Source organism: Deinococcus radiophilus (assembly GCF_020889625.1).
Taxonomy (GTDB): Bacteria; Deinococcota; Deinococci; order Deinococcales; family Deinococcaceae; genus Deinococcus; species Deinococcus radiophilus.
Genome location: NZ_CP086380.1, coordinates 994,127 through 1,014,686 on the forward strand (window position 1 = coordinate 994,127; position 20,560 = coordinate 1,014,686).

At 63.9% G+C, this 20,560-nt stretch carries 23 protein-coding genes and 1 riboswitch; of the genes, 12 read left to right on the forward strand and 11 right to left on the reverse strand.

Annotated elements, in window-relative coordinates; translation table 11 throughout:
- Positions 1–44: 44 nt before the first annotated feature.
- From LMT64_RS05095 to LMT64_RS05130, 8 genes are all read right to left on the reverse strand, one after another.
- Positions 45–1,187, reverse strand: a complete 1,143-nt coding sequence (locus LMT64_RS05095) for an acyl-CoA dehydrogenase family protein (protein ID WP_126350749.1) — start codon at positions 1,185–1,187, stop codon at positions 45–47.
- 309 nt (positions 1,188–1,496) lie between these two features.
- Complete coding sequence (locus LMT64_RS05100) at positions 1,497–2,462, reverse strand: class I SAM-dependent rRNA methyltransferase (RefSeq protein ID WP_126350750.1); 966 nt, start codon at positions 2,460–2,462, stop codon at positions 1,497–1,499.
- Positions 2,463–2,626: 164 nt separating this feature from the next.
- Positions 2,627–3,541, reverse strand: a complete 915-nt coding sequence (locus LMT64_RS05105; protein ID WP_126350751.1) for a phospho-N-acetylmuramoyl-pentapeptide-transferase — start codon at positions 3,539–3,541, stop codon at positions 2,627–2,629.
- 86 nt (positions 3,542–3,627) lie between these two features.
- Positions 3,628–4,599, reverse strand: coding sequence for an NAD(P)/FAD-dependent oxidoreductase (locus LMT64_RS05110; RefSeq protein ID WP_126350752.1), 972 nt, complete (start codon positions 4,597–4,599; stop codon positions 3,628–3,630).
- The gene (gene mnmD / locus LMT64_RS05115) at positions 4,596–5,297 is read right to left on the reverse strand and encodes a tRNA (5-methylaminomethyl-2-thiouridine)(34)-methyltransferase MnmD (protein ID WP_126350753.1); all 702 of its coding nucleotides are present in this window, start codon (positions 5,295–5,297) and stop codon (positions 4,596–4,598) included. The genes LMT64_RS05110 and mnmD overlap by 4 nt, the downstream gene beginning before the upstream one ends.
- 79 nt (positions 5,298–5,376) lie before the next feature.
- A complete protein-coding gene (locus tag LMT64_RS05120) occupies positions 5,377–5,916 on the reverse strand; it encodes a YsnF/AvaK domain-containing protein (protein WP_126350754.1) in 540 nt (179 codons plus the stop codon).
- A gap of 90 nt (positions 5,917–6,006) precedes the next feature.
- Entirely contained in the window at positions 6,007–6,843 is an 837-nt protein-coding gene (locus LMT64_RS05125; RefSeq protein WP_126350755.1) for a PRC and DUF2382 domain-containing protein, read from the reverse strand.
- A gap of 188 nt (positions 6,844–7,031) precedes the next feature.
- Positions 7,032–7,511: an NUDIX domain-containing protein gene (locus tag LMT64_RS05130; RefSeq protein ID WP_126350756.1), complete on the reverse strand. Its 480-nt coding sequence runs from the start codon at positions 7,509–7,511 to the stop codon at positions 7,032–7,034.
- A 56-nt stretch (positions 7,512–7,567) separates the two neighbouring features.
- Positions 7,568–7,660, forward strand: a riboswitch (TPP riboswitch).
- A 43-nt stretch (positions 7,661–7,703) separates the two neighbouring features.
- Here LMT64_RS05130 and LMT64_RS05135 point away from each other — a divergent pair.
- The 8 genes from LMT64_RS05135 to LMT64_RS05170 all read left to right on the forward strand — a co-directional run bounded on the left by LMT64_RS05135 (position 7,704) and on the right by LMT64_RS05170 (position 14,897).
- A complete protein-coding gene (locus LMT64_RS05135) occupies positions 7,704–8,834 on the forward strand; it encodes a thiamine ABC transporter substrate-binding protein (RefSeq protein WP_126350984.1) in 1,131 nt (376 codons plus the stop codon).
- 61 nt (positions 8,835–8,895) lie between these two features.
- Positions 8,896–10,467 carry an ABC transporter permease gene (locus LMT64_RS05140; RefSeq protein WP_126350757.1) on the forward strand — a complete coding sequence of 524 codons (1,572 nt, stop codon included), beginning with the start codon at positions 8,896–8,898 and terminating at the stop codon, positions 10,465–10,467.
- Between the two features lie 12 nt (positions 10,468–10,479).
- The gene (locus tag LMT64_RS05145) at positions 10,480–10,779 is read left to right on the forward strand and encodes a hypothetical protein (protein ID WP_126350758.1); all 300 of its coding nucleotides are present in this window, start codon (positions 10,480–10,482) and stop codon (positions 10,777–10,779) included.
- A gap of 170 nt (positions 10,780–10,949) precedes the next feature.
- Complete coding sequence (locus LMT64_RS05150) at positions 10,950–11,969, forward strand: ABC transporter ATP-binding protein (protein ID WP_126350759.1); 1,020 nt, start codon at positions 10,950–10,952, stop codon at positions 11,967–11,969.
- Positions 11,966–12,610: a thiamine diphosphokinase gene (locus tag LMT64_RS05155; RefSeq protein ID WP_126350760.1), complete on the forward strand. Its 645-nt coding sequence runs from the start codon at positions 11,966–11,968 to the stop codon at positions 12,608–12,610. Before LMT64_RS05150 ends, LMT64_RS05155 begins: the two co-directional genes overlap by 4 nt.
- Before the next feature lie 125 nt (positions 12,611–12,735).
- Positions 12,736–13,215, forward strand: a complete 480-nt coding sequence (locus LMT64_RS05160) for a DUF2243 domain-containing protein (RefSeq protein WP_126350761.1) — start codon at positions 12,736–12,738, stop codon at positions 13,213–13,215.
- Positions 13,212–14,018 carry a cytochrome c oxidase assembly protein gene (locus LMT64_RS05165; protein ID WP_126350762.1) on the forward strand — a complete coding sequence of 269 codons (807 nt, stop codon included), beginning with the start codon at positions 13,212–13,214 and terminating at the stop codon, positions 14,016–14,018. The genes LMT64_RS05160 and LMT64_RS05165 overlap by 4 nt, the downstream gene beginning before the upstream one ends.
- Positions 14,019–14,249: 231 nt before the next feature.
- Positions 14,250–14,897 carry a hypothetical protein gene (locus LMT64_RS05170; protein WP_126350763.1) on the forward strand — a complete coding sequence of 216 codons (648 nt, stop codon included), beginning with the start codon at positions 14,250–14,252 and terminating at the stop codon, positions 14,895–14,897.
- Here the strand turns inward: LMT64_RS05170 and LMT64_RS05175 are convergent.
- Positions 14,866–15,417 (reverse strand): DUF2726 domain-containing protein, encoded by a 552-nt coding sequence (locus tag LMT64_RS05175; protein ID WP_229253407.1) that lies wholly within the window; start codon positions 15,415–15,417, stop codon positions 14,866–14,868. The genes LMT64_RS05170 and LMT64_RS05175 overlap by 32 nt on opposite strands.
- A gap of 73 nt (positions 15,418–15,490) precedes the next feature.
- Here LMT64_RS05175 and LMT64_RS05180 point away from each other — a divergent pair, with 73 nt between their 5' ends.
- On the forward strand, positions 15,491–16,516 hold the full coding sequence (locus LMT64_RS05180) for a S66 family peptidase (protein ID WP_229253408.1): 1,026 nt from the start codon (positions 15,491–15,493) through the stop codon (positions 16,514–16,516).
- Between the two features lie 4 nt (positions 16,517–16,520).
- On the opposite strand, the gene LMT64_RS05185 is transcribed toward LMT64_RS05180, so the two are convergent.
- On the reverse strand, positions 16,521–17,036 hold the full coding sequence (locus LMT64_RS05185; protein ID WP_126350985.1) for a protein-methionine-sulfoxide reductase heme-binding subunit MsrQ: 516 nt from the start codon (positions 17,034–17,036) through the stop codon (positions 16,521–16,523).
- A gap of 86 nt (positions 17,037–17,122) precedes the next feature.
- Positions 17,123–18,082, reverse strand: coding sequence for a protein-methionine-sulfoxide reductase catalytic subunit MsrP (gene msrP / locus LMT64_RS05190; RefSeq protein ID WP_229253409.1), 960 nt, complete (start codon positions 18,080–18,082; stop codon positions 17,123–17,125).
- 112 nt (positions 18,083–18,194) lie between these two features.
- Here msrP and LMT64_RS05195 point away from each other — a divergent pair, with 112 nt between their 5' ends.
- From LMT64_RS05195 to LMT64_RS05205, 3 genes are all read left to right on the forward strand, one after another.
- Entirely contained in the window at positions 18,195–18,680 is a 486-nt protein-coding gene (locus tag LMT64_RS05195) for a MarR family winged helix-turn-helix transcriptional regulator (RefSeq protein ID WP_170165876.1), read from the forward strand.
- 105 nt (positions 18,681–18,785) lie between these two features.
- Positions 18,786–19,973: a cytochrome P450 gene (locus LMT64_RS05200; RefSeq protein WP_324295875.1), complete on the forward strand. Its 1,188-nt coding sequence runs from the start codon at positions 18,786–18,788 to the stop codon at positions 19,971–19,973.
- 108 nt (positions 19,974–20,081) lie between these two features.
- The gene (locus tag LMT64_RS05205; protein ID WP_148103220.1) at positions 20,082–20,531 is read left to right on the forward strand and encodes a hypothetical protein; all 450 of its coding nucleotides are present in this window, start codon (positions 20,082–20,084) and stop codon (positions 20,529–20,531) included.
- Positions 20,532–20,560: the final 29 nt, after the last annotated feature.

Consider the following 20,560-nt stretch of genomic DNA (forward strand, 5'->3'; position numbering starts at 1 on the left):
CTGCATGCGAATAACAATGCATCAGGATCGGGCGGGAGCCAGGCTCAGTCGCGCAGCAGGGCGCGGCTGATCACCACGCGCTGAATCTCGTTGGTGCCTTCGTAAATCTGGTTCAGTTTGACGTCGCGCAGCAGTTTTTCCACCGGGTACTCGCCCACGTAGCCGTAACCACCGTGAATCTGAATGGCTTCGTTGGCCGCGTCAAAGGCCATATCCGAGCAGTACGCCTTGGCGATGGCCGATTCGTAGCCGTGCGGCAGGCCCTGGTCCACCAGCCAGGCGGCCTTGAGGTACATCAAGCGGCCCGTCTCGATGCCCATCGCCATGTCGGCCATCTTGAACTGCAGCGCCTGGAAGCTGGAAATCGGCTTGCCGAAGGCTTCGCGCTCCTTGGAGTATTTGACCGACTCGTCCAGGGCGCGGCGGGCCACGCCCACGCTGCCTGCGGCCACGGGGATGCGGGTCTTGTCCAGCGTCTTCATGGCGATCTTGAACCCGTCACCCAGTCCGCCCAGCTGGTTTTCCTTGGGCACGCGGACATTCTCGAAGACCAGCTCCGAGGTCAGACTGGCACGCTGGCCCATCTTGTGCTTGATCTTGTTGTAGGTAAAGCCAGGGGCATCCTTGGGCACCACCAGCGCCACCGTCGCCTTGTGTCCGCCGCCGCGCTCGGTAGTTGCGAATACCACCGTCACTGCGGCCTCACCGCCGTTGCTGATCCACATCTTGGTGCCGTTGATGACCCACTCGTCGCCGTCCAGCACTGCCGTGGTGTGCATTCCCGCCGCGTCAGAGCCGTTGTTGGGCTCCGACAGCGCGAAGGCGGCCAGGGCGGGTTTCTCGACCAGAGGACCCAGAAAACGCTGTTGCTGCTCCTCGGTGCCGCCCACCAGAATCGGGGTGATCCCCAATTCGGAGGCCATCAGGATGGTGAAAATACCCATGCAGCCGTAAGCCAGCTCCTCACCGATGATGCACTCATCCACCATGCCCAGGCCCAATCCGCCGGCATGCTCAGGAATGGCAACGTTCAGCAGGCCGACCTGGTGGGCCTTTTCGACCACTTGCCAGGGCATCTCCTCGCGGCGGTCATATTCCTCGGCAATGGGCATGATTTCTTTGCGGGCAAAATCGCGGGCCAGTTGTTGCAGCTGTTTCTGTTCGTCGGTCAGTGAAAAATCGATCATGCGTTCTCCTGTCGGGCGGCCCCAGCGGGCAGCCCTGGTCGGGTGGCCCGTCAGAGAGGGCCAGGGTCTTGGACTCGGTTCAAAAAAGCGACAATTGATTGACGGTCACAAGCTAGCACAGCGGAGGCATCTGCCCAGTGATGGCTGGCGGGTTCACCGCTGCGCGTCCAACGGCTGCTGAAAGGCCCATTTCAGAGCAGCTTGTCGCAGGTACTTTGCGGCCCTGAGCCCCGGCGCAACGAGCATCCCAGGAGCGGTCCCCGCGGCTGATACTCACGTCCGCTGGCGGAAGCAATTCTGCGCTCCACCTTAATCCAGCTGCCAGACCAGCGCCTTGAGATGATCTGCGCCCGGAAAGTCGGGGCCGGGACTGAGCGTGTCCAGCAACTGCCCACGCCGCCCGGCTTGCTGCATTCCCTCCCCCACCGCCTGCCGGAAGACTCGGGGAGACATGCCAGCGTGGTTGGTCATGCTCAGCAGCAGTCCGCCGGGGTCCAGCAGCCCCGCCACCGAGGCAGTGAGGCCCGTATAGTCACGTTCGGCCCGCCAGATCTGCTTGCCGCGCCGCGCAAAGCTGGGTGGATCCAGCACAATCAGGTCGAAGCGCTCACCGCGTTTGGACAGCCGCCGCAGCCAGTCGAAGACGTCGCCATACAAGAAGTCGGTGTCCGGGGCGCTCAGGCCACTGAGGGCGTAGTTTTCCTGTCCCCAGGCCAGCACCCGGCGCGAAAGATCCACATTTTTGACCGCTTGCGCCCCGCCCAGCGCCGCTGAGACGCCAAACCCGCAGGTGTAGGCGAACAGGTTCAGCACCCGCCGCCCCGCGCTGTGGCCCCGCACCCAGGCGCGCATGGGCCGGGCGTCCGCGAACAAGCCCACACTGAGGTCGCCGCCGGGGCGAAAAAGGAACGGCACACCTTCTTCTGTGCAGGTGATTTCCGGCTGAGGTGTGCCCCACTGCGGCTCTGCCGGAGCCAGCCACTCCCGCTCGGTGTTGGCGCGGTGGCTGGCCACTTCGGGGCGGCGCTTGAGGTACAGCGTTTCGATGCCCAGCGCCTGCATCGGCCCTTGCAATGCGGCCAGCACTGCGGCCTCCTGCGCGGGGGCCAACTCACGGTAGAGGCTCAGTACCCCGACCGTGCCGAGGCGGTCCAGGCTGCACAGGCCCGCCGACTCGGTGGTATGCAGCAGCCGGTAAAAGGTGCTGCCTTCAGCCATCAGCGGCTCACGCAGCGCCGCCGCTGCCTCCAGGTCTGGCGTCTGCAGAAGGGTCATCCCTCTTAGGGTAGCAGTCCGCCCGCAAAAGTCTGGAACAACTTCTGTAGTGCGCCTGTAGAAAGCGGACCGATTCAACCTGACGGCCAGGCTCCACCTCACACCAACAAAAAAGGGGCCAGCTGGCCCCAGTTCCGTTTCCCATCTCAGCCTCACATCTCAGCTCAGGGGCGTCCGCCCAGCAAGTACCACGCCAGGGCGGTTGCCAGGGCCGTGATCACCCAGAAACGCTGCGTGACCAGAACCTCGGGCCAACCGCTCAACTCAAAGTGGTGGTGAATAGGTGTCATCTTGAAAATTCGGCGGCCTTGCGTCTTGAAGAAAAAGACCTGAATCATCACGCTCAGCACTGCCGCCACCGGAATAATGGCGGCAATCGGCAGAAGCCAGACATCGGCGTACAGGATATAAGCGCCTGCCGCAATCGCTCCGATGGCATGTGATCCCATATCCCCCATAAAAACCTTGGCGGGATTGGCATTGAACCACAAAAAGCCCAATAGGGAAGCCACCAGCAACGCGGCGACGGGGGACAGCGCCAGCAGCGGCAGCAAGACGATCATGGCGACCCCGGCCAGTAGACCATCGTTGCCGTCGGTGAAGTTAAAGGCGTTGACCGAACCCACCATCACGAAGGTATAGAGCAGCATGTCACCCCAGTAGCCGAGTGACGGCACCAGTTCATGGCTGGCATAAGGTACGGCCAGATAAGCGAAGATAAGGCTGAACAGAATCTGCAACGGGAACTTCTCGCGCGCCAGCAGTTCTTTTTTGCCGCTGCCCTTCATACGGGACTGCACCTTGAACCAGTCGTCCAGACCGCCGACCACACCCATCAAGGCTGCGATCACCACCAGCAACACCTCGCGCATGCCGCCGCCCTGACCGGTGGCAAACAGTACCAGCCAGATGAGTAGCGTAACCAGCGTAAAGGCCACGCCCCCGGCGGTAGGGGTGCCTTCTTTGGCGAGGTGACTTTGGGGACCGTCACTGCGGACCGGCTGGCCCCAGCCGCGTTTTTTGGACTGGTTGATAAACAGCCCGGTCAGGAACCAGGAGAGAATGGCGGCGATCAACATGGAGACACCACCAGGCCAGGAGGACAGACAGCACACGAGAAATCCGACATTGGCCTCATTGTAATGGAGGGCGGCGGCGCCGCAGCCTAGCCCAGCTGGGCAACCAATTCATGCGCCAGCAGGGGCCCCAGCAAAAAGCCTTTGCTGCCCAGGCCGCTCAGCTCCCACTCGGCTGGCCCTGCTTGCCCTAAGCGCAGACCACTCAGTCGCGTGCCGCTCCACCGCCCTCTGACCTGAAGATCACGTAGCGACCGCAAAGCTCGGCCTTTGCCCAACAGCCAGTCCAGCGAGGTGAGCGGCAACTGCGGCACTGACCATTCGGCAGCCGGACGCTCGAAGGTCGCTCCCAGCACCCCACCCTGAGCGGCGGGAGCCAGATACCCGCCGAAGCTGAGAGGCAATGGCCCCGGCGAATCCTGCAAGGTCAGCAATGTTCCAGCGCGGTGGCTCTGCAGCGGCCTGGCACCCAGGTGGGCAGGCCGCTGCGTCTGGGTACCGAAGCTGCCACCACACCACACCACAGCATCAGCTTCCAGCGCCTCTCCCCCTTTCAACACGGCACTGCCCTGACCGTCGGTGGCTTCTACGCGGCCACGTACCACCCCGGCGCCCGACGCGGCCAGCAGACTGCGGCACAGCGCTGGGCCGTCTACCCAGCCGCCCTGCGGTAAATACAGCGCAGCGTGCCAGCCGAAGCGCAATTCTGGTACTGCGGCAGAGTCCCACCACTCGTGGGGCAACTCGGCCAGGTTGCGGTTGAATTTAGTCTGAGTGCGCTCATCCGGCACGGGGCGGATCACACCGCTGCGGCCATGCGGCACGTCATATCCTGCTGCGGTCAGCGTGGCAATCAGCTCCCAGGTCAGTGCCAGCCCCTCAGCGGCGCGGGCAGGCACCTGACCCGACTGCCCGCGCACCGGGTTCAGCAGCGCCGAGGGTACATCGCTCGCGGCGTGTTGCCCACAGTCAACGACTGTGACCTGCCAGCCGCGCTGCGCGGCAAAATAAGCGCTGCTGGCTCCGGCAACCCCACCACCGACAATAATCAACCGATTCATGGGAGCACGGCCCGCAGAAATTCACGCTTGCCTGGCGGGCCAGGGCAGCGCTCTACCTCCAGGCCCGCTGCCTGCAACGCCCGCCGCACCCGTCCCGCCGCCGAGTAAGTGGTCAGCACGCCCCCCGGCGCCAGGGCAAACGCCACGCGCGCCAGAAAAGTTTCGGACCACAGCTCTGGGTTGGCGTCGGGTGAAAAGCCGTCCAGATAGACTGCCGTGGCCCAACCCGCTGGAAAGTCAGCAACCAGGGCATCTTGCTGCTGCACTCGCAAACGTACCTGATCCACCTGCACTGCCAATGGGGTGCCAGGAGTCGGTGGCCAAGCATTCAACAATGCCGTCCAGGCAGGATATTCAGGCGGGTCAAGGCGGCGTAACACTTCGGCTGATACCGGATCAAACTCATACGCCAGGTAGTCCAGCGCCTTATCTTGGCGGGCCTCAAGCGTGGCGCGAAAGTTCTGTCCCACCCCGAACCCGATTTCCAGCACCCGCGCTTCATCGCCCTGATCTGTCCCGCTGCCCTGCACAAAAACATGCCGTGCTTGTGCCTGGGCACCATGCACCGAACCGTAAGTTTGTCCAAAACGTACACTGTGTACCGTCAGCGAACCATCTGCTGTGGAACGAAGGTCAGCTTCGGAGAGCTGCTGCGCGGTGATGGTAGCGGTGGCAGGATGGGCAGAATCACGGACCATGTCCAGCCATGATAGGGCGAAGGCCCCTACCTCCAGGCTTCATCCCGGTGGTAGGGGCCACAACACTTGGACCCGGCGCTTAACGCAGATCGTCTAGCAGATCGGTGCGGTTGGCCACCAATCCTTGCGGGTCTTCAATATCCAGAACTTCGCGGTGCAGCGTCACCGTTTCCTGCACGTCCTGCTGCACAGCCCGCTTCTCGAACGACACTTCGCTGATCGGGACAATCTCTTTTTGAATGCTGGCCCGCTCGGTGGTCAGTTCGACCTCATAGCTCTGGCCGGGTTGCAGCTCCTGATCGCCCATGCGGACGCACCCTGCGCCCTCACGCACCACGATTTCCAAGCATTCGGTTCGCAGCGTCACAGGTACCATTTCCTCACGCTCACGCACCACTTTGCGGACGGTCACGGCACCTACGGACTCGCGGATCACCTCGACGTTGGCCCGCTCCTCGTACAGCACCAGGCGGTCGGTCTGTCCGGCCAACAGGCCAGTTGATTCCGTACGCAGATCATGGCCCATTTCAGCAGTGGTGCCCGGCAGGTCACGGCTTTGCTCGGTAGTCTCGGTGGCTTCCAGGTGGCGTTCGCCGGGATTCAGTCGGTCATCGGTCATCGGTCATCTCCCCCTTTTCAGTGATGGCTTGGTTCAAAACGATACGGAAAAAGGCGGGAATGACCCGCCCTTTTCTAAGTCGTGAATGGATTAGGCGCGGCGGTTGGGGTCAACGGTACCGTCGACATCAATCTGGCCGTCACGGTCCACGTCCAGCACTTCGCGGCCCACGGTCTCGGTCACGGTCTGGGTTTCGGTCACGGCGCGCTTGCCGATTTCGACTTCTTCGGTGACGTAAGCCTGCTTGCTGACATTGGCACGCTCAGCTTCCAGATCCACTTGCATGGTCTGCTGACCTTCGCCCAGACGGGCGCCGTCCACAGGAGTAGCATCAGTCACTTCGTGACGGGTGATGACCACTTCTTCGCGCTGCAGGGGCACTTCGATCTGCTCCTGGCGGGTTTCGACGTGCTTGCCGATGCGAACGCTACCAGCTTTGAAGCGCTCTTTGTTGACGGTCAAACGCTCTTCCAGCAGTTGCAGACGGTCAGGGGTGGCATAGGCACGCTCACGGTACTCGGTTTCGTCCATGGTGCCACGCAGAACGCGCTCGTCCTGAACAAACTGGTCCTGGGTGTAGACGTCGTCGGAGTAGGTTTCACCGTAACGGTACTCCTGCATGGAGCCCACTTGGTCTTTGGTCAGGGTATCGAAGTACACACCGCTGTCGTCAATGCGGGCGTGGCCCACGGGAACCAGAACTTCTTTGCTGCTGAACCAGCCGCCAGCGTCCACGATCAGGAAACGGATACCGCCAGTGTTGGCCACAACCAGAGCGTCACGGACACTACCGATCTTCTCGCCGTTGGCGCCGTAAGCGGTGGAGCCGATGGGGTTGAACACATCAGCGTCATTGAAGAAGGTCATTTGGTCATCGCGGCTCAAATCGGACAGGCGAACCAGCTGGGTATCAATCATATCGGTCATGTCAGTACCTCCAGATACTTGAACTGTGACGGGGTATTTCGCGGCAATGTGATTCCCGCTCCGTTACGTCAGGCAGTTTGGCGTACCAACGTTCAAACTTGTTGAGGGGACCATCTAGATTTTTTCAAGAGCCACCTTTATTGAAAGGCCATTTATAAATTTCATCTGGACGCCCTCTTCCAGCAAGGTCATCCCAATCGCGTCCAGCACAGCCTCCGGCCATCCGCTTCATCCATCGGACCACGCTGCTGCGTTAGCTTTGCGCCCTCCATCAGGTGCAGCTGTAACGCACGCGGAAGCCAAGAAAAACAATCCGGCGGCAGAGCTACCGGATCAAACCATCCCACCTCGGAGGTCTTCTCCAGAGGTTGGGGCTTGCCTTCCCAGGTCTGTGCCATGAAAAACGATGAAACGCCGCAGACCCGTTCACCGCCAGCCCCAGTTCCGTCAAACTGACTGACCCCCAACGAAGTCCAGGCGGCTGGGTCCACCCGTATCCCCACTTCTTCTGCGACCTCGCGGCTGACAGCAGCCGTCAGGTCTTCATCCCGTTCAGCAGCGCCTCCAGGCAGGTTCCAGAGGCCATCGGCCATGCGTGCGCCGCTGCGGCGGCCCAGCAGAATCCGGCCTCTGTCATCACGCAAAATCCCCCAAACGATCAGGTACATGGATTCAGGCTAGCGCGCAAGCTGCCTTGCCCAGAGCGGTGTTTGCTATGCTCGGTCGCGTAACGCAGGGGTGCCCCACCGGGGCTGAGAACATACCCTTTGTACCTGAACTGGGTCATGCCAGCGGAGGGAGCGGCGCACGCACCGTGCCCTCCTCGGCCCTGATCCCTGGAGAGACTGATGAACCGAACAATGACCAAACTTTTGGCCCTGGGTCTGCTGACCCTAACTGCCTGCACGGCTCCCGCACCTGAGAGCACTGACCCCGCAACGTCTGAAACGGCGACCCCCGCAGAAAGCACACCCGCTGAGACGGATACCGCCGGTGAACAGCCCAGCGCAGAACTGGGCGGCACCCTGCGTGTGATTAGCCATGACTCCTTCACGCTGAGTGACGGGATGCTGGACCAATTCCAGCAAGAAACCGGAGTCAAGGTAGAGAGAATTGAGGCGGGTGACGCGGGCGAGATGCTCAACCGCCTGATCCTGACCAAACAGGCCCCGTTGGCGGATGTGGTGTACGGCCTGGACAACTCCATGCTGCCGCGTGCGCAGGCCGAGGACCTGCTGACGCCTTACCGCAGCCCCGCGCTAGACAGCGTGCCGGAAGAGTACCGCCTGGACGAGGACGGCCTGCTGAATACGGTAGACTACGGCGTGGTAGCACTGAACTATGACCGCGCCGCCTGGGACGAAACTGGCCTGCCGCTGCCCGGCACGCTGGATCAGCTGAATGATCCCGAATACGCGTCCAACCTGGTGATTCCCTCCCCGGCCACGTCTTCGCCTGGCCTGGCCTTCCTGCTGGCCACCGTAAACGAACTGGGCGAGGAAGGTGCCTGGGCCTGGTGGAACGAGGCCGAAACGAACGGCATGAAGATCGTAGGTGGGTGGAGCGACGCCTATTACACCGAATTCACGCGGGCGGGCGGGGCCTATCCGTTGGTGCTGAGCTACGGGTCCAGCCCCGCTGCCGAGGTCTTTTTCGCTGAAGGCTACGATCCTGCCAAGATTCCCAGCGAGTCACCCACCGCCAACCTCTTCATCCCCGGCACCACGGCGCTGCAACTGGAGGGCGTGGGCATCCTGAAAGGCAGTGAGAATGAGGCTGCCGCCCGCGCTTTCGTGGACTGGATGCTGAGTGAAAAGGTGCAAGCAGATATTCCGACCAACATGTGGGTTTATCCGGCAGTTGAGGGCACCAAACTGGACCCGGTGTTCGCCCTGGCCGAGGAAACGGACGTCGCGCCCTTTGAGGCTGAACTGACCGAAGATCCCCAGGCCCTTATTGACGCCTGGGTGGAGAACGTACAGCGGAAATGAATGAGGCCGCGGGCGGAAGGCAATGGATGGCTACCCTGCCGACAGGTCATCGGCCAGTCGCATGACCCGGTCTTCTGCCGCTGGCCTTTTGCCCTCTAGTCTCACCGGCTGGCTGGTCGCCCTCCCCTCTCTGGTCTTTCTGACCCTGATGCTGGTGCTGCCGCTGGGCCGCACGCTCACCGAAGGTGGTCTGCAACTGGGGGTCTGGGGGCAGGACTACTTTCAGGGGAGGCTGGCTTGGACGCTCTGGCAAGCAGGCCTGACAGCGGGGCTGGCACTGTTGGTGGGTGTGCCGCTGGCCTATTTGCTCTCGCGTTACCGCCTACCGGGTGGGGACACCCTGCTGCGGCTGCTGCTCCTGCCGTTCGTGACTCCGGTGCTGGTGGCCGCGCTGGGGCTGAATGCGCTGCTGGGGCCAAGGGGCTGGCTGAGTGATTGGCTGCCCTTTTCACCGTCCGACGGCCCGCTCCTGATTCTGCTGGGCAACCTCTTTTTTAATCTGCCGGTGATGATCCGCCTGAGCTACGGCGGGTTTTCGCGCATCTCGCCCAGCCTGATCGGCGCGGCCCGCACGCTGGGAGCCGGGGGCTGGGGAGCAGCGCTGCGGGTGGGACTCCCGCTGGCACTACCGGGCATTGCGGCGGGGGCCATCCTGACCTTCCTCTATTCGGCACTCAGCTTCGGGCTGCCACTGATTCTGGGTGGGGCAAGGTACGCCACGCTGGAAGTGGAAATCTACACCCTGACCGCCTATCAGCTGCGGCTGGGCGAGGCCAGTGCGCTGATCGCCGGACAACTCCTGCTCACGCTGGTTGCCACCTGGGTGTATGTGGGCCTGACTGCACAGGGCAGCGGCACACCTACAAGGGTGCGGCCCAGGGCCACCGGCGGCCCGCTCTGGCTGGGACTGGCGCTGACGGCGGTGGTGTTCACGCTTTGCTTTGTGCCACTGCTGGCGGTGGTGGCCCGTAGCCTGCTCGGGTCAGCAGGTCCCACCCTGGCTTACTGGCAGGCGGTATTGAGCGATCCGGCCACGTTGCATTTCGTGGGCAATACCGTGCGTTTCGGGCTGCTGGCACTGATCGGGGCCACGCTGCTGGGCGGGCTGCACGCGCTGGGGGCCTGGCTGGCGCGTGCACGCACCCTGGACCTGCTCTCGCTGCTGCCGCTGATGGTGTCACCTGTGTCGCTGGCGGTGGGTTATCTGCTGGCCTATCCCCGGTTGGCTGCCACCCTGCCCATGCTGCTGGCAGCCTATACCCTGCTGGCCTATCCGCTGGTGACGCGCTCGGTGTTGCCGGCGCTGCGTGCCTTGCCCCCGCGCACGCTGGAAGCCGCCCACACGCTGGGGGCCGGGTCGCTGGCCGCCCACCGCACGGTCACGCTACCGCTGACGCTGCCCGCCCTACGCGGCGGCGCGGCGCTGTCGCTGGCCACCGTGCTGGGCGAGTTCGGGGCCACCCTGGTGCTGACCCGCCCGGAGTGGGCCACCCTGAGTGTGGGTCTATACCAGCGCCTGGGCCGTCCCGGTGACACCAACCTGGGCGAAGCCTGCGCCCTGGCGACCATCTTGCTGCTGCTGGCGGCGGGAACCTTCTGGCTGCTGGACGGCGGCAAAGGCGAGGTGACGTGAGATGCTACGACCATGACCGCCGAAATCCGCAGGACCATAGAGAAGCTTGAGCGGCTACTGCACCACTCAGAAGTCAGCCTGGACGATCTGGAAGATGCGCTGGAGCCGCTTTATTCCCTGTCTGCCCAGAAGTTCTTCGAGTCGAATCAACGCCCCACCCTGCTGAGCTTGGCTGAATACGAAGAAGAGCTGGGACATGCGGCGTCACTTTGCCGTGCCTCACAGGAAATCAGGCACACCTTAACTGACGCGGCCTACCTACAAACAGAGAGAAGAAACGGCGGTGAACACCTCAGCAGGCTGTTGTCATAGGCAGCGGCAGATTTGTTTTTGCTGGCTGACATCAACTTTCCTACCATCAAGATAGACCGGGAAATTGGGCCTGGGGACATCACCATTGAAATCAGAGGCGTCAACGTGGTGACGATCTGAGGGGAAGACAAGACCTCACCAGGCACGGGCGACCTTCTACACTGGACAGCGTGACTTCTGACCCTCCCCCCTCCGCCCTCTCCTTGCAACACCTCACCAAGCGCTATGGGCCGACCCTAGCTGTGCAGGACTTCAGTCTGGACATAAATCAGGGCGAGACGCTGGCCTTGCTGGGGCCGTCGGGCTGCGGCAAAAGCACCGTGCTGCGCTGCGTAGCGGGTCTGGAACAGCCGGACACGGGCCGGGTGCTGATGCATGGACGCGACGTGACGGGGCTCCCTCCTGAACAGCGTGGGGTCGGCATGGTCTTTCAGGATTACGCACTGTTTCCGCATCTCAGTGTGCTGGGCAACGTGGCGTTTGGGCCGAAGATGCGCCGTGTCCCCAAGGAAGAGGCCGAGCGTCAGGCGCACGAAGCGCTGTCCCTGGTGGAACTCACCGGTCTGGAGGATCGCCGCCCCGATCAACTGAGTGGGGGACAGCAGCAACGGGTGGCCCTGGCCCGCGCTCTGGCCACGGGCAGTGACCTGCTGCTGCTGGACGAACCCCTCAGCAACCTTGATGAGCGGCTGCGCGGCGAACTGCGTGGAGAGCTGAAAGACCTGCTGGCCCGCAGCGGCGCGGCGGCATTGCTCGTCACGCACGACCAGCGTGAGGCCCTGGCAGTGGCGTCCCGCGTGGCGGTGATGCGGGCCGGTCAGTTGGTGCAGGTCGGGAGGGGTGAGGGACTGTTTGCCCAACCGGCGACCGCATGGGTCGCCCAGTTTCTGGGCCACGAAAACATCTTCGTGCAGCCGGACAGCACGGCGCTGGTGGTCCCCGAACAAGCCCTCCAGCTGGGTCAGGGCAACGCCTATACAGTCACCACCCAAACCCTCACCGACAGCGGCCAGAACATCACGCTGGCCCACCCACTTGGGCCGCTGCACCTGCATCTCAGCCCGCGCGAGATGGCGCTGGTTGAGGGCGGCACGCTGCGGCTGAGGGTAGATGAAGGGCGAGTGTTGCGAGTGAGAGAAGACCGGGACGGAGCCGGAAGTCAGCCACAGCAGGCGGCAGGAGCACCGTGACGCATACTTCCTCCGCTGCCAAAACTGCCTACCTACTTGTCGCTGGACGCCTCACCTTGCCTGCCGACCTCTGCACGTTCCCACCTCCCGACTTGGTCATTGCGGCAGACGGCGGGGCCAGGCACGCTGCTGGATTGGGCCTGAACGTGGACGCCTGGGTGGGTGACTTCGACTCGGCGCAGGGCGATGAGCTGGATGTGGCCCGTAAAGTCCACCCCACCGCCAAAGATGAAACCGACGGTGAGCTGGCAACCCAGCTGGCCCTGGCGCAGGGCTGCACCCGGCTGGTGTTCGTGGGTGCTTTCGGGGGGCGCTTTGACCACGCGGCGGCGCTGCTGCTGGGCGCGGTGCGGCTGGCCGAGCGGGGTGTGGACGTGTGGCTGACCTCCGGCGACGAACATGCCCGCCCGCTGATTCCAGGGCGTCCGCTGGCGCTGGCGCTGCCCACCGGAACCACCCTCAGCGTGGTAGCGGTCAGTGACCTTCAGGGCCTAAGTCTAGACGGGGTCCGCTGGCCGCTGACCGGCGCAGATGTGCCGCTGGGCAGCGGCTGGACGCTGAGCAACCAATCACGTGGACAGGTCCGCGCCGAGCTGGAACAAGGCCGGGCGCTGCTGGTCTGGCACACGCTGGGGGACTAGCGGAGAGTGAAGAATTTCCCGGCGGGCCGGGCCGGGAACCTGTCAGAATATGCACAGAGTTCCACTGGCCTGCCGCTTTCCTCTTTCGCCGCCCGGTACTACTGCGACACTGCTCTGGAGGCCCCATGACCGTTTCCGCTCCTCCTCTTATGACCACACGGCAGCTCAACCGAAATGCCTGGATCGGCTTCTTGTTGGGGGTGGGACTGGTGGCCGCCATAGACGAAATCGGGCTGCATCAGTTGCTGGCCTGGCATCACTTCTACGACAAGTCCACGCCCAAAATCGGCCTATTCAGTGACGGGCTTTTTCACGCCGCGCAGATGATCGCACTGATCGCTGGAAGTTTCATGATGGCCGATATGCTCAGGGCACAGACTTTTTCGGGGCGAATGCTGGCCGCCGGAATCGTGACCGGTATGGGAGCCTTTCAGCTGTGGGACGGAACCATCAACCATAAGGTGCTGGAAATCCACCAGATCCGCTATGGGGTGGAACTTCTTCCCTATGATCTGACCTGGAACGCCATTGCCCTCGCGCTGCTGCTGACTGGCGTGACCCTCTGGCGGCGCGGCCTGGCCGACCCGTCCACCCAGCAGGCATGACCCACAGCCACCTGGGCCACCTCCCCCACACCAGGCACGCGCCTTCCGCAGTAGCGGGCGGCTTTGACCCCATCATTTTGCTTTATCTGCTCGTCGCTGCCGGGGCGCTGGCCTACGCTGCGCTGCTGTGGCGTCATCGGGCCCTGGGCCGGGGCTGGCCCCTTCAGCGCAGCTTCTTTTTTGCGCTGGGCATGGGTCTGGTGGCCTATGGTCTCAGCCCGGCCCTGATGACCGCCGCACACGCTGACCTGCGGGTCCACATGACCCAGCACCTCCTGATCGGGATGTTCGCGCCGCTGGCGCTGGTGCTGGGCCAACCGCTGACCCTGCTGCTGCGCGGCCTGCCGCTGCCCCTGGCCCGCCGCCTGACGGGCGCGCTGCACGCCCCGCCACTGCGCTGGCTGATGCACCCCCTGAGTGCGCTGCTCCTGAATGTGGGGGGCATGTACCTGCTGTACCTGACGCCTCTGTACGCTGCCATGCTGGAAAACGGCTGGCTGCACCTGCTGATTCATTTCCATGTCATCGCGGCTGGCTTTCTCTATACGTCGGTGATCGCCGGGGTGGACCCTTCGCCTCTGCGGGCCTCCTTTGGCTGGCGGCTGGGTACGCTGCTGGCCGGAGCAGCGCTGCACGCTGTTCTGGGCAAATTCATGTTTGCAGAGTTATATCCCAGGGATACCGCCGACAGCGCAGAGGTGATCGAGGCGGCGGCCCGCCGGATGTACTACTGGGGCGACCTGGCCGAAGCCCTGCTGGCCGGGCTGCTGTTCTGGGGCTGGCTGAAGGCGCGTGACCGTTAGCGGGCCAGGGCGCAGCTTTCCGGCACACCCGCTGTCTAGAGCGGTTCTCTGCTGGGCAGCTTTGCAGGTCCGCATGAAGCCATGCGGGAAAAATACCCCGCACAGTTCCACTCTCTCCTGTACAGCTGTTCCAGTCCGCTCATCAAAAAGACATGCCCTCTTTTTGTGAACTGCTCTCACAGCAGCTTGCTGGCTGACCCTTATGCTGGACCATATGACTGAGGTTTCCGCATGATTCGCCGCCTGGGATGCGGTGCGCTGGGCTGCTTCGGGTCCGTCGCCCTGCTGCTGATCGCGCTGGGCGTGGGCTGGTTCGGGTTCGTGCAACCGGCCATCCGCAGTGTGACGGGCCAAATTGAAAGCACCATCAGCGGACAGCCGACACAAAACCTGCCGCAACCACCCGCCGCCAGCGCCGAGGATGCCACCGCTCCCCTCACCCGCGCCGAGGTCGAAGCTTTTGTGCGGATTCGCCGGGAGGTTCGCACGGCGATGGGCACGACCTTCCCGCAGTTGCAGGAGCTGTACACCGACATTCAGGCCGGACAGCCCGTCAACTGGTGGACCGCCGTGCAAGCGGTGCAGGCTCTGGGCAGCTCGGTGGCCGATGCCCGCGCCGCCGTGCAGCGTGGCCTGGCCGATGAGCACATGAGCGCCGAACGTTACGCCTTCGTGCGGTCCAAAGTGAACCGGGCGCTGGGCCTGCCGGACGTGAACCTGAGTGAGATTCTGAGTCAGCTGGGGCAGGCGCAGCAGAGCCAGACCGTGCCCGACCTGAGCGGCACGGTCACCACCGCCAGCGAGGAGGAACGCGCCCTGGTGCAGCCTCACGCGGAGATTCTGCGCGTCACCGCCCCGCTGAGCCTGCTGGGGCTGTAGCGGGGGCCAGGTGGGTCGCCAGCAGGCCTGAGAGTTCGGCTTCGCTGGGGGCCTTTGCGGCATCTATCCTCAGGAGCGGCAGCCTGCCCGAAGCGAACACCGCGTCTTTGACGGCGTCGCGGCGCTGCTGACGCTCCGAGTTGTGGGTGGCTCCGTCCAGCTCTATGGCAAGTACCGGCTGATAGTCAGGCAGGCGCACGATCAGGAAATCTATGTGCTTGTCGCGCAGCCGTGCGTAGGTAGCCTGCCGCTCAGCACCGTTCGCCTTGATCAGAAACAGGTCGTTCAGGCGCACATTGGGGAAAATGACGTAGCCGTCCGGCAGCACCCGCAGCAGCCGCTCGTAAAAGGCCCGTTCCGAGCGGGCGAAAAAGTACCGCTTGGCCTGCACGGGGAGGTGATCAGGTACAGGGGATGATTTCCCGGCTGGCTGGTGGACGGAGCCAGCAGAGTTGGCCCTCACTAGGATCGTCAGCAAGATGACCGCACCCACCAGCAAACCCACGACAAGAGGTGTCATAGGGCATAGTTTCTCACGGGCCGCTAAGCCACTTTGCTTACTTTGCGCCCGCCGCCACCTTTTAGTCTGACGTATGGACACACCCACCTTTCTCCGCCCCAGACCCCTGACTTCCGGCTCACGGGTGGCCGCGCTGAGCCTCAGCTCCGGCTTCGTGACCGAGGTGCCGCACCGCTACGCCGCCGGGGTGCGCCAGGCCGCCGAGTCGCTGGGCTGGGACATCGTGCCCGCGCCGAACGCCTTTCGGGGGCCGGACTACCTGTACGCCAACCCCCAGGCCCGCGCCGACGACCTGCACTGGGCGCTAACCAACCCTGAGATAGACGGGATGGTCAGCATCATCGGTGGGGACGATTCCATCCGGCTGCTGCCATACCTGGACCTGGCGCTGATCCGGGCGCATCCCAAGGTGTTTCTGGGCTACTCCGACGCCACTGTGACGCTGACCCAGTTTCTGCGGGCGGGCGTGATGGCCTATCACGGCCCCGCCGTGCTGACCGACCTGGCCGAGAACGGCGGCATTCACCCTTATGTCGCCCAGAGTTTGCGGCAGGCGTTCGGGGGGCAAGCCTATGACCTCTCCCCCTCCCCGGAGTGGACCGAGGCCGGGCAGGACTGGGAGGACGAGGCCGCCCAGAGCGTGCGCCGCGAGTTTCAGCCGGGGGACGGCTGGACCTGGCTGCAAGCGGGGCAGGCGGAAGGGCACCTGCTGGGCGGCTGCATAGAGATTCTGGACATGCTGAGCGGCACCCCGGGCGAGCTGCCACTCCGACTATGGCGCGGCGCGGTGATGGCGCTGGAAACCAGCAACGACGTGCCTAAGCCCGCGCAAGTAGGTTACTGGCTACGGAACTGGGCCGCCAAGGGCGTCTTGCAGCAGCTGAGCGGCCTGCTGCTGGCCCGCCCCCGCGACTACACGCCTGAAATGGTAGAAGACCTGTACAGCTGGGTACGCCGGGCCCTGAAAGAAGCGGACCGTGAAGACCTGCCGGTGGTGGCGAACGTGGACTTTGGGCACACCTCGCCGCAGCTCACGCTACCCCTGGGGGCGCGGGTGCGGCTGGACAGCGCTGCGGGGCGGGTGACGATCTGGCCGTAAGGGGTCAGCGCTCGGCCCGCCCCCGCCACCAGCGCCATCCCAGCAGCATGCCCAGCGCCAGCCCGTACAGCAGCGGTTCCGCCTTGTCGCCCTTGACGCCCCAGTAAAAGTGCAGCGCCCCCAGCGCCGCCGCCGGGTAGACCAGCTGGTGCAGCCGGGTCCAGCGATCAAAGCCCAGCCGCCGCACACTGGCTGGGGTGCTGGTCAGCGCGAGTGGCACCAGCAACGCCAGTGCCAGCGCGCCTACCGTGATGAATGGCCGCTCAGCGATGTCGGCGGGGAGGCCCGCAAGGCCGCCCTGGTCCAGTAAGTAGACCAACAGGTGCGCCAGCGCGTACCCGAAGGCCAGTAGCCCCAGCTCACGCCGAATACGGGCCGGCCAGGTCCAGCCGGTCCAGCGCCGCAGTGGGGTACACAGCAGGGTTAGGATCAGCAGTAGCAGCGCCAGCAACCCGGTTTGCAGCAGCAGGCTTTCCAGCGGATTGGCCCCCAGTCCGCCGCGCCCAGCGTCCAGCGCCATGATGAACAGCGGCAGCGCCCCACCCAGCCACACCGCCGGCTTCAGCCAGGGCAGCAGCCCGGTGCGTGGGCGGGGCACCGCCGACACTAGTAGTCCCTCCGCAGGCCCTGCCCGGAGTACAGTCCGGCGACCTCATCCGCGTACCCGTTGAACATCAACGTCTCGCGGCGCTCGGCCAGCAGGCCCCCGGTGCCGTCCAGGCGCCGCTCGGTGGCCTGGGACCAGCGTGGGTGGCTCACTTGCGGGTTCACGTTGGCATAAAAGCCGTACTCCTGCGGCGCGGCCACGCTCCAGGTGGTGGCCGGCTGCTCACGGGTCAGGGTGATCTGGGTGATGCTCTTGGCCGACTTAAAACCGTACTTCCACGGCACCACCAGCCGCAGCGGGGCGCCGTTCTGAGCGGGTAAAGTCTCGCCATGTAGTCCGGTGGCCAGGAGGGTCAGTGGATGCAGCGCCTCATCCAGCCGCAGACCCTCCACATAGGGCCAGTCCAGCGTGCGGCTGCGCTGGCCCGGCAGGGCGTCCGGTGCCATGACACTCGTAAACTGCACATACTTGGCCTGCGAAGTGTAGCCCACGCGGCGCAGTACGTCGCCCAGCGCCAGCCCCTGCCAGGGCAGGACCATGCTCCAGGCTTCCACGCAGCGCAGGCGGTAAATGCGCTCTTGCACGTCGCTCCAGCCCAGCAGATCGGCCAGATCATAAGTACCGGGCCGCTCCACCTCGCCGCTGAAAGTTATGGTCCAGGGTTCGCTTTGGGCCATGTAGTCCCGGAGCAAGGCAGCATTCTGGGCTGGATCGCCCTTGCCCCAGCCCAGTTCATAGAAGTTGTTGTAACTGGTCGCCAGTGCGAACGGCGTCACCAAGTCGCCCAGCTCATCGGTCTGACGTGCAACCTGATCGGCAGCCACACGCTCAGGGCTGCGGCCAGCCTCTTCCCCAGCCGGGGCCTGACGGCGGGTCAACAGGGTCAGACCACTGCCGAACGCCGCCGCTGTGCCGATCAACTGCGCCCCGTATTTCAGAAAGTCGCGCCGGGTGGTCATGGCCGCAGTATTCCTCAGGAGGGCAGCGCAGGTAGAGGCCAGCCGCACGATTCGCCCCGGCATCCTGAGCGCTATTACAAACATCGTCCTATTTAGTTGCATAATGCAATCAATGAACACTCTCAGTCCACCGATGCTGTTTCTGATGGGCCTGTGGGATGTCTGGCAGAGTTTGACCCGCGAGGGTGAGCAACTGCTGCGTGAACACGGACTGGATCTGCGCAGTTTTATTGTCCTGTGCTACGTGGGCGCAGGGACGGCTCAGCCCACCGCTCTTGCCAGCGCACTGGGAGTGGCGCGTTATGACATCAGCCGCACCCTTAAGCGCCTGGAAGAAGCTGGCCTGCTAGAGCGCTTCAGCGACCCGGGCGATGCCCGCCGATCACACCTCACGCTCAGCTCAGCTGGCGTCACCTGTCAGGCCAAAGCCGAAGCGGCACTGCTGGGCCTGGTGCAGTCACGACTGGACCGCCTACAAGACACCCCTGGAATGCCGGACAGCCGCAGCCTGGGCCAGGCGCTGATGTTCGTGGCTGGCTCAGACACCCGCGCCAGTCCTGACGCTGCCCTTCCTCCCTCTCTCCTCCACTCCCACTGACCCGTCCAAATCGCTGCCGTCTCGCCCCTAACAGGAGAACACCACATGACCCAATCCCCCGCTTCCGGTTGCCCTTTTCATGGCTCTGACCGCTCCACTGCGTCATTGACCCGCCGTGCGAGCCTGCCTCCCGCCGAAGATCAGGCGGTCCAGCAAACCTCAGATGGCGTGTATCACATCGCCTCCTTCGAGCTGTCGCGCCAGTTGCTGCGCTCGGACGACGTAGCGCAGGCGGGGTTCATGGCCGAAACCGCCTCGCAGGCCGGTAGTCTGCTGGGCCGCCCCCCGGTGCTCTATGCCGAGGGAGAACACCACCACGAGATGCGCCGCTCTACTGCTCGGTATTTCACTCCCAAGCACGTGGCCGAATACCAACCGTTTATCGCGCAGTTGTCGGACGAGCTGATCGGAGAACTGTGGCAGGCAGGAGAACTGAATCTGGACGACCTCTCGCTGCGGTTGGCGGTGCAGGTGGCCGCGCAAGTGATCGGTCTGACCAGCTCAGCCGTGCCAGGCATGGAGCGGCGCATTACCCGTTTCGTGGAGATGGGCGGTGACGGCAACCCTGCCAGCACCAACAAGGCCAGCGCGGCCAAAAATCTGGTGATGCAGGGTCACACCCTCAACTTCTTTCTGCTGGATGTGAAACCGTCCATCGCCGCCCGCCGCCGTGAGCCGCAGGACGATCTGATTTCCTACTTGCTCGAACGTGGCTACAGCGACACCGAAATCCTGACCGAGTGCCTCACCTACGGCACGGCAGGGATGATCACGACCCGCGAGTTTATTTCGCTGGCGGCCTGGCAGCTGGTGCAACACCCGGAGCTGCGAGAAGACTACCTCCATGCCCCGGAAGCGGAACGCTTCGCCATCCTGCACGAGATTCTGCGGCTGGACCCGGTGGTCACGCAGCTGTTCCGGCGGGTGGTGAATGACATCGAAGTGGGCAGCATGACCATTCCGGCAGGATCACTCGTGGCGCTGAATGTCCAGCAGGCCAATGTAGACCGTGAAGTCGTGGGGGAGGACGCTGAGGCGCTGTGCCCCCACCGTCCACTTCCGCGTGGTGTGCAGCCCCCGGTGCTGAGCTTCGGCGACGGCCACCACCGCTGCCCCGGTGCCTTTCTGGCCATCCGCGAGAGTGACGTGTTCCTGCGCCGTTTGCTGATTTGGCGCGATCTGGAACTGGTGCAGCCCCCTAGCTTGTCGTACAACGAGGTCGTCAAGGGCTACGAGCTGCGGGGCCTGCGGGTACGTTTTGGCGGTGCAGCTGGGCACGCCGCCATCCCCTGAGCCGACCCCGGATCACCCGTACACCGCCTCGCCAGCGCCGTCACCCTGGACAAGGCCGCCGAGCGCGCCACCAAGCCTATGAGCGGCGCTGCTGCCAATGTATGCGGCATGGAAATGACAGCGCAGGCCAACCGGACCTTTTTGGTGCTGGAACTGATCGTACTCGCCGTCTTACTGGCGGTGGGCCTGATGGCGCTGTATGGCGGCGCCAGTGCAGGCGGGCTGATCCTGGTCCCGCTGTCTCAGCAGGTCATTACCCCAACCCTGAGCGGCGCTGCCCTATCGGTCTGCGCCCTCGGCTTCCTGGGGGTGTATCCCAGATTCTGCCCTCCTTACATCGCGGCGGGCACAGTGTCACTCGTCTCACTGGTCCTTTCGCTGTCCCTCCTGAACACTACGGCGCAGCTGACCAGTCTGGTCAATTTTGGGGCACTGATCGGCTTCCTGCTGCCTGTTCTTGCATGTCGGCGTGATTTATCACTTCCTGATCCGCCAGGCCTCCAAGGACTCCCTGACCCATCTGATTCTGCCAGGCATCGGCTTTCTGATGACCGCTGACGTACCGTACAGCATGGGCAGCGCGACAT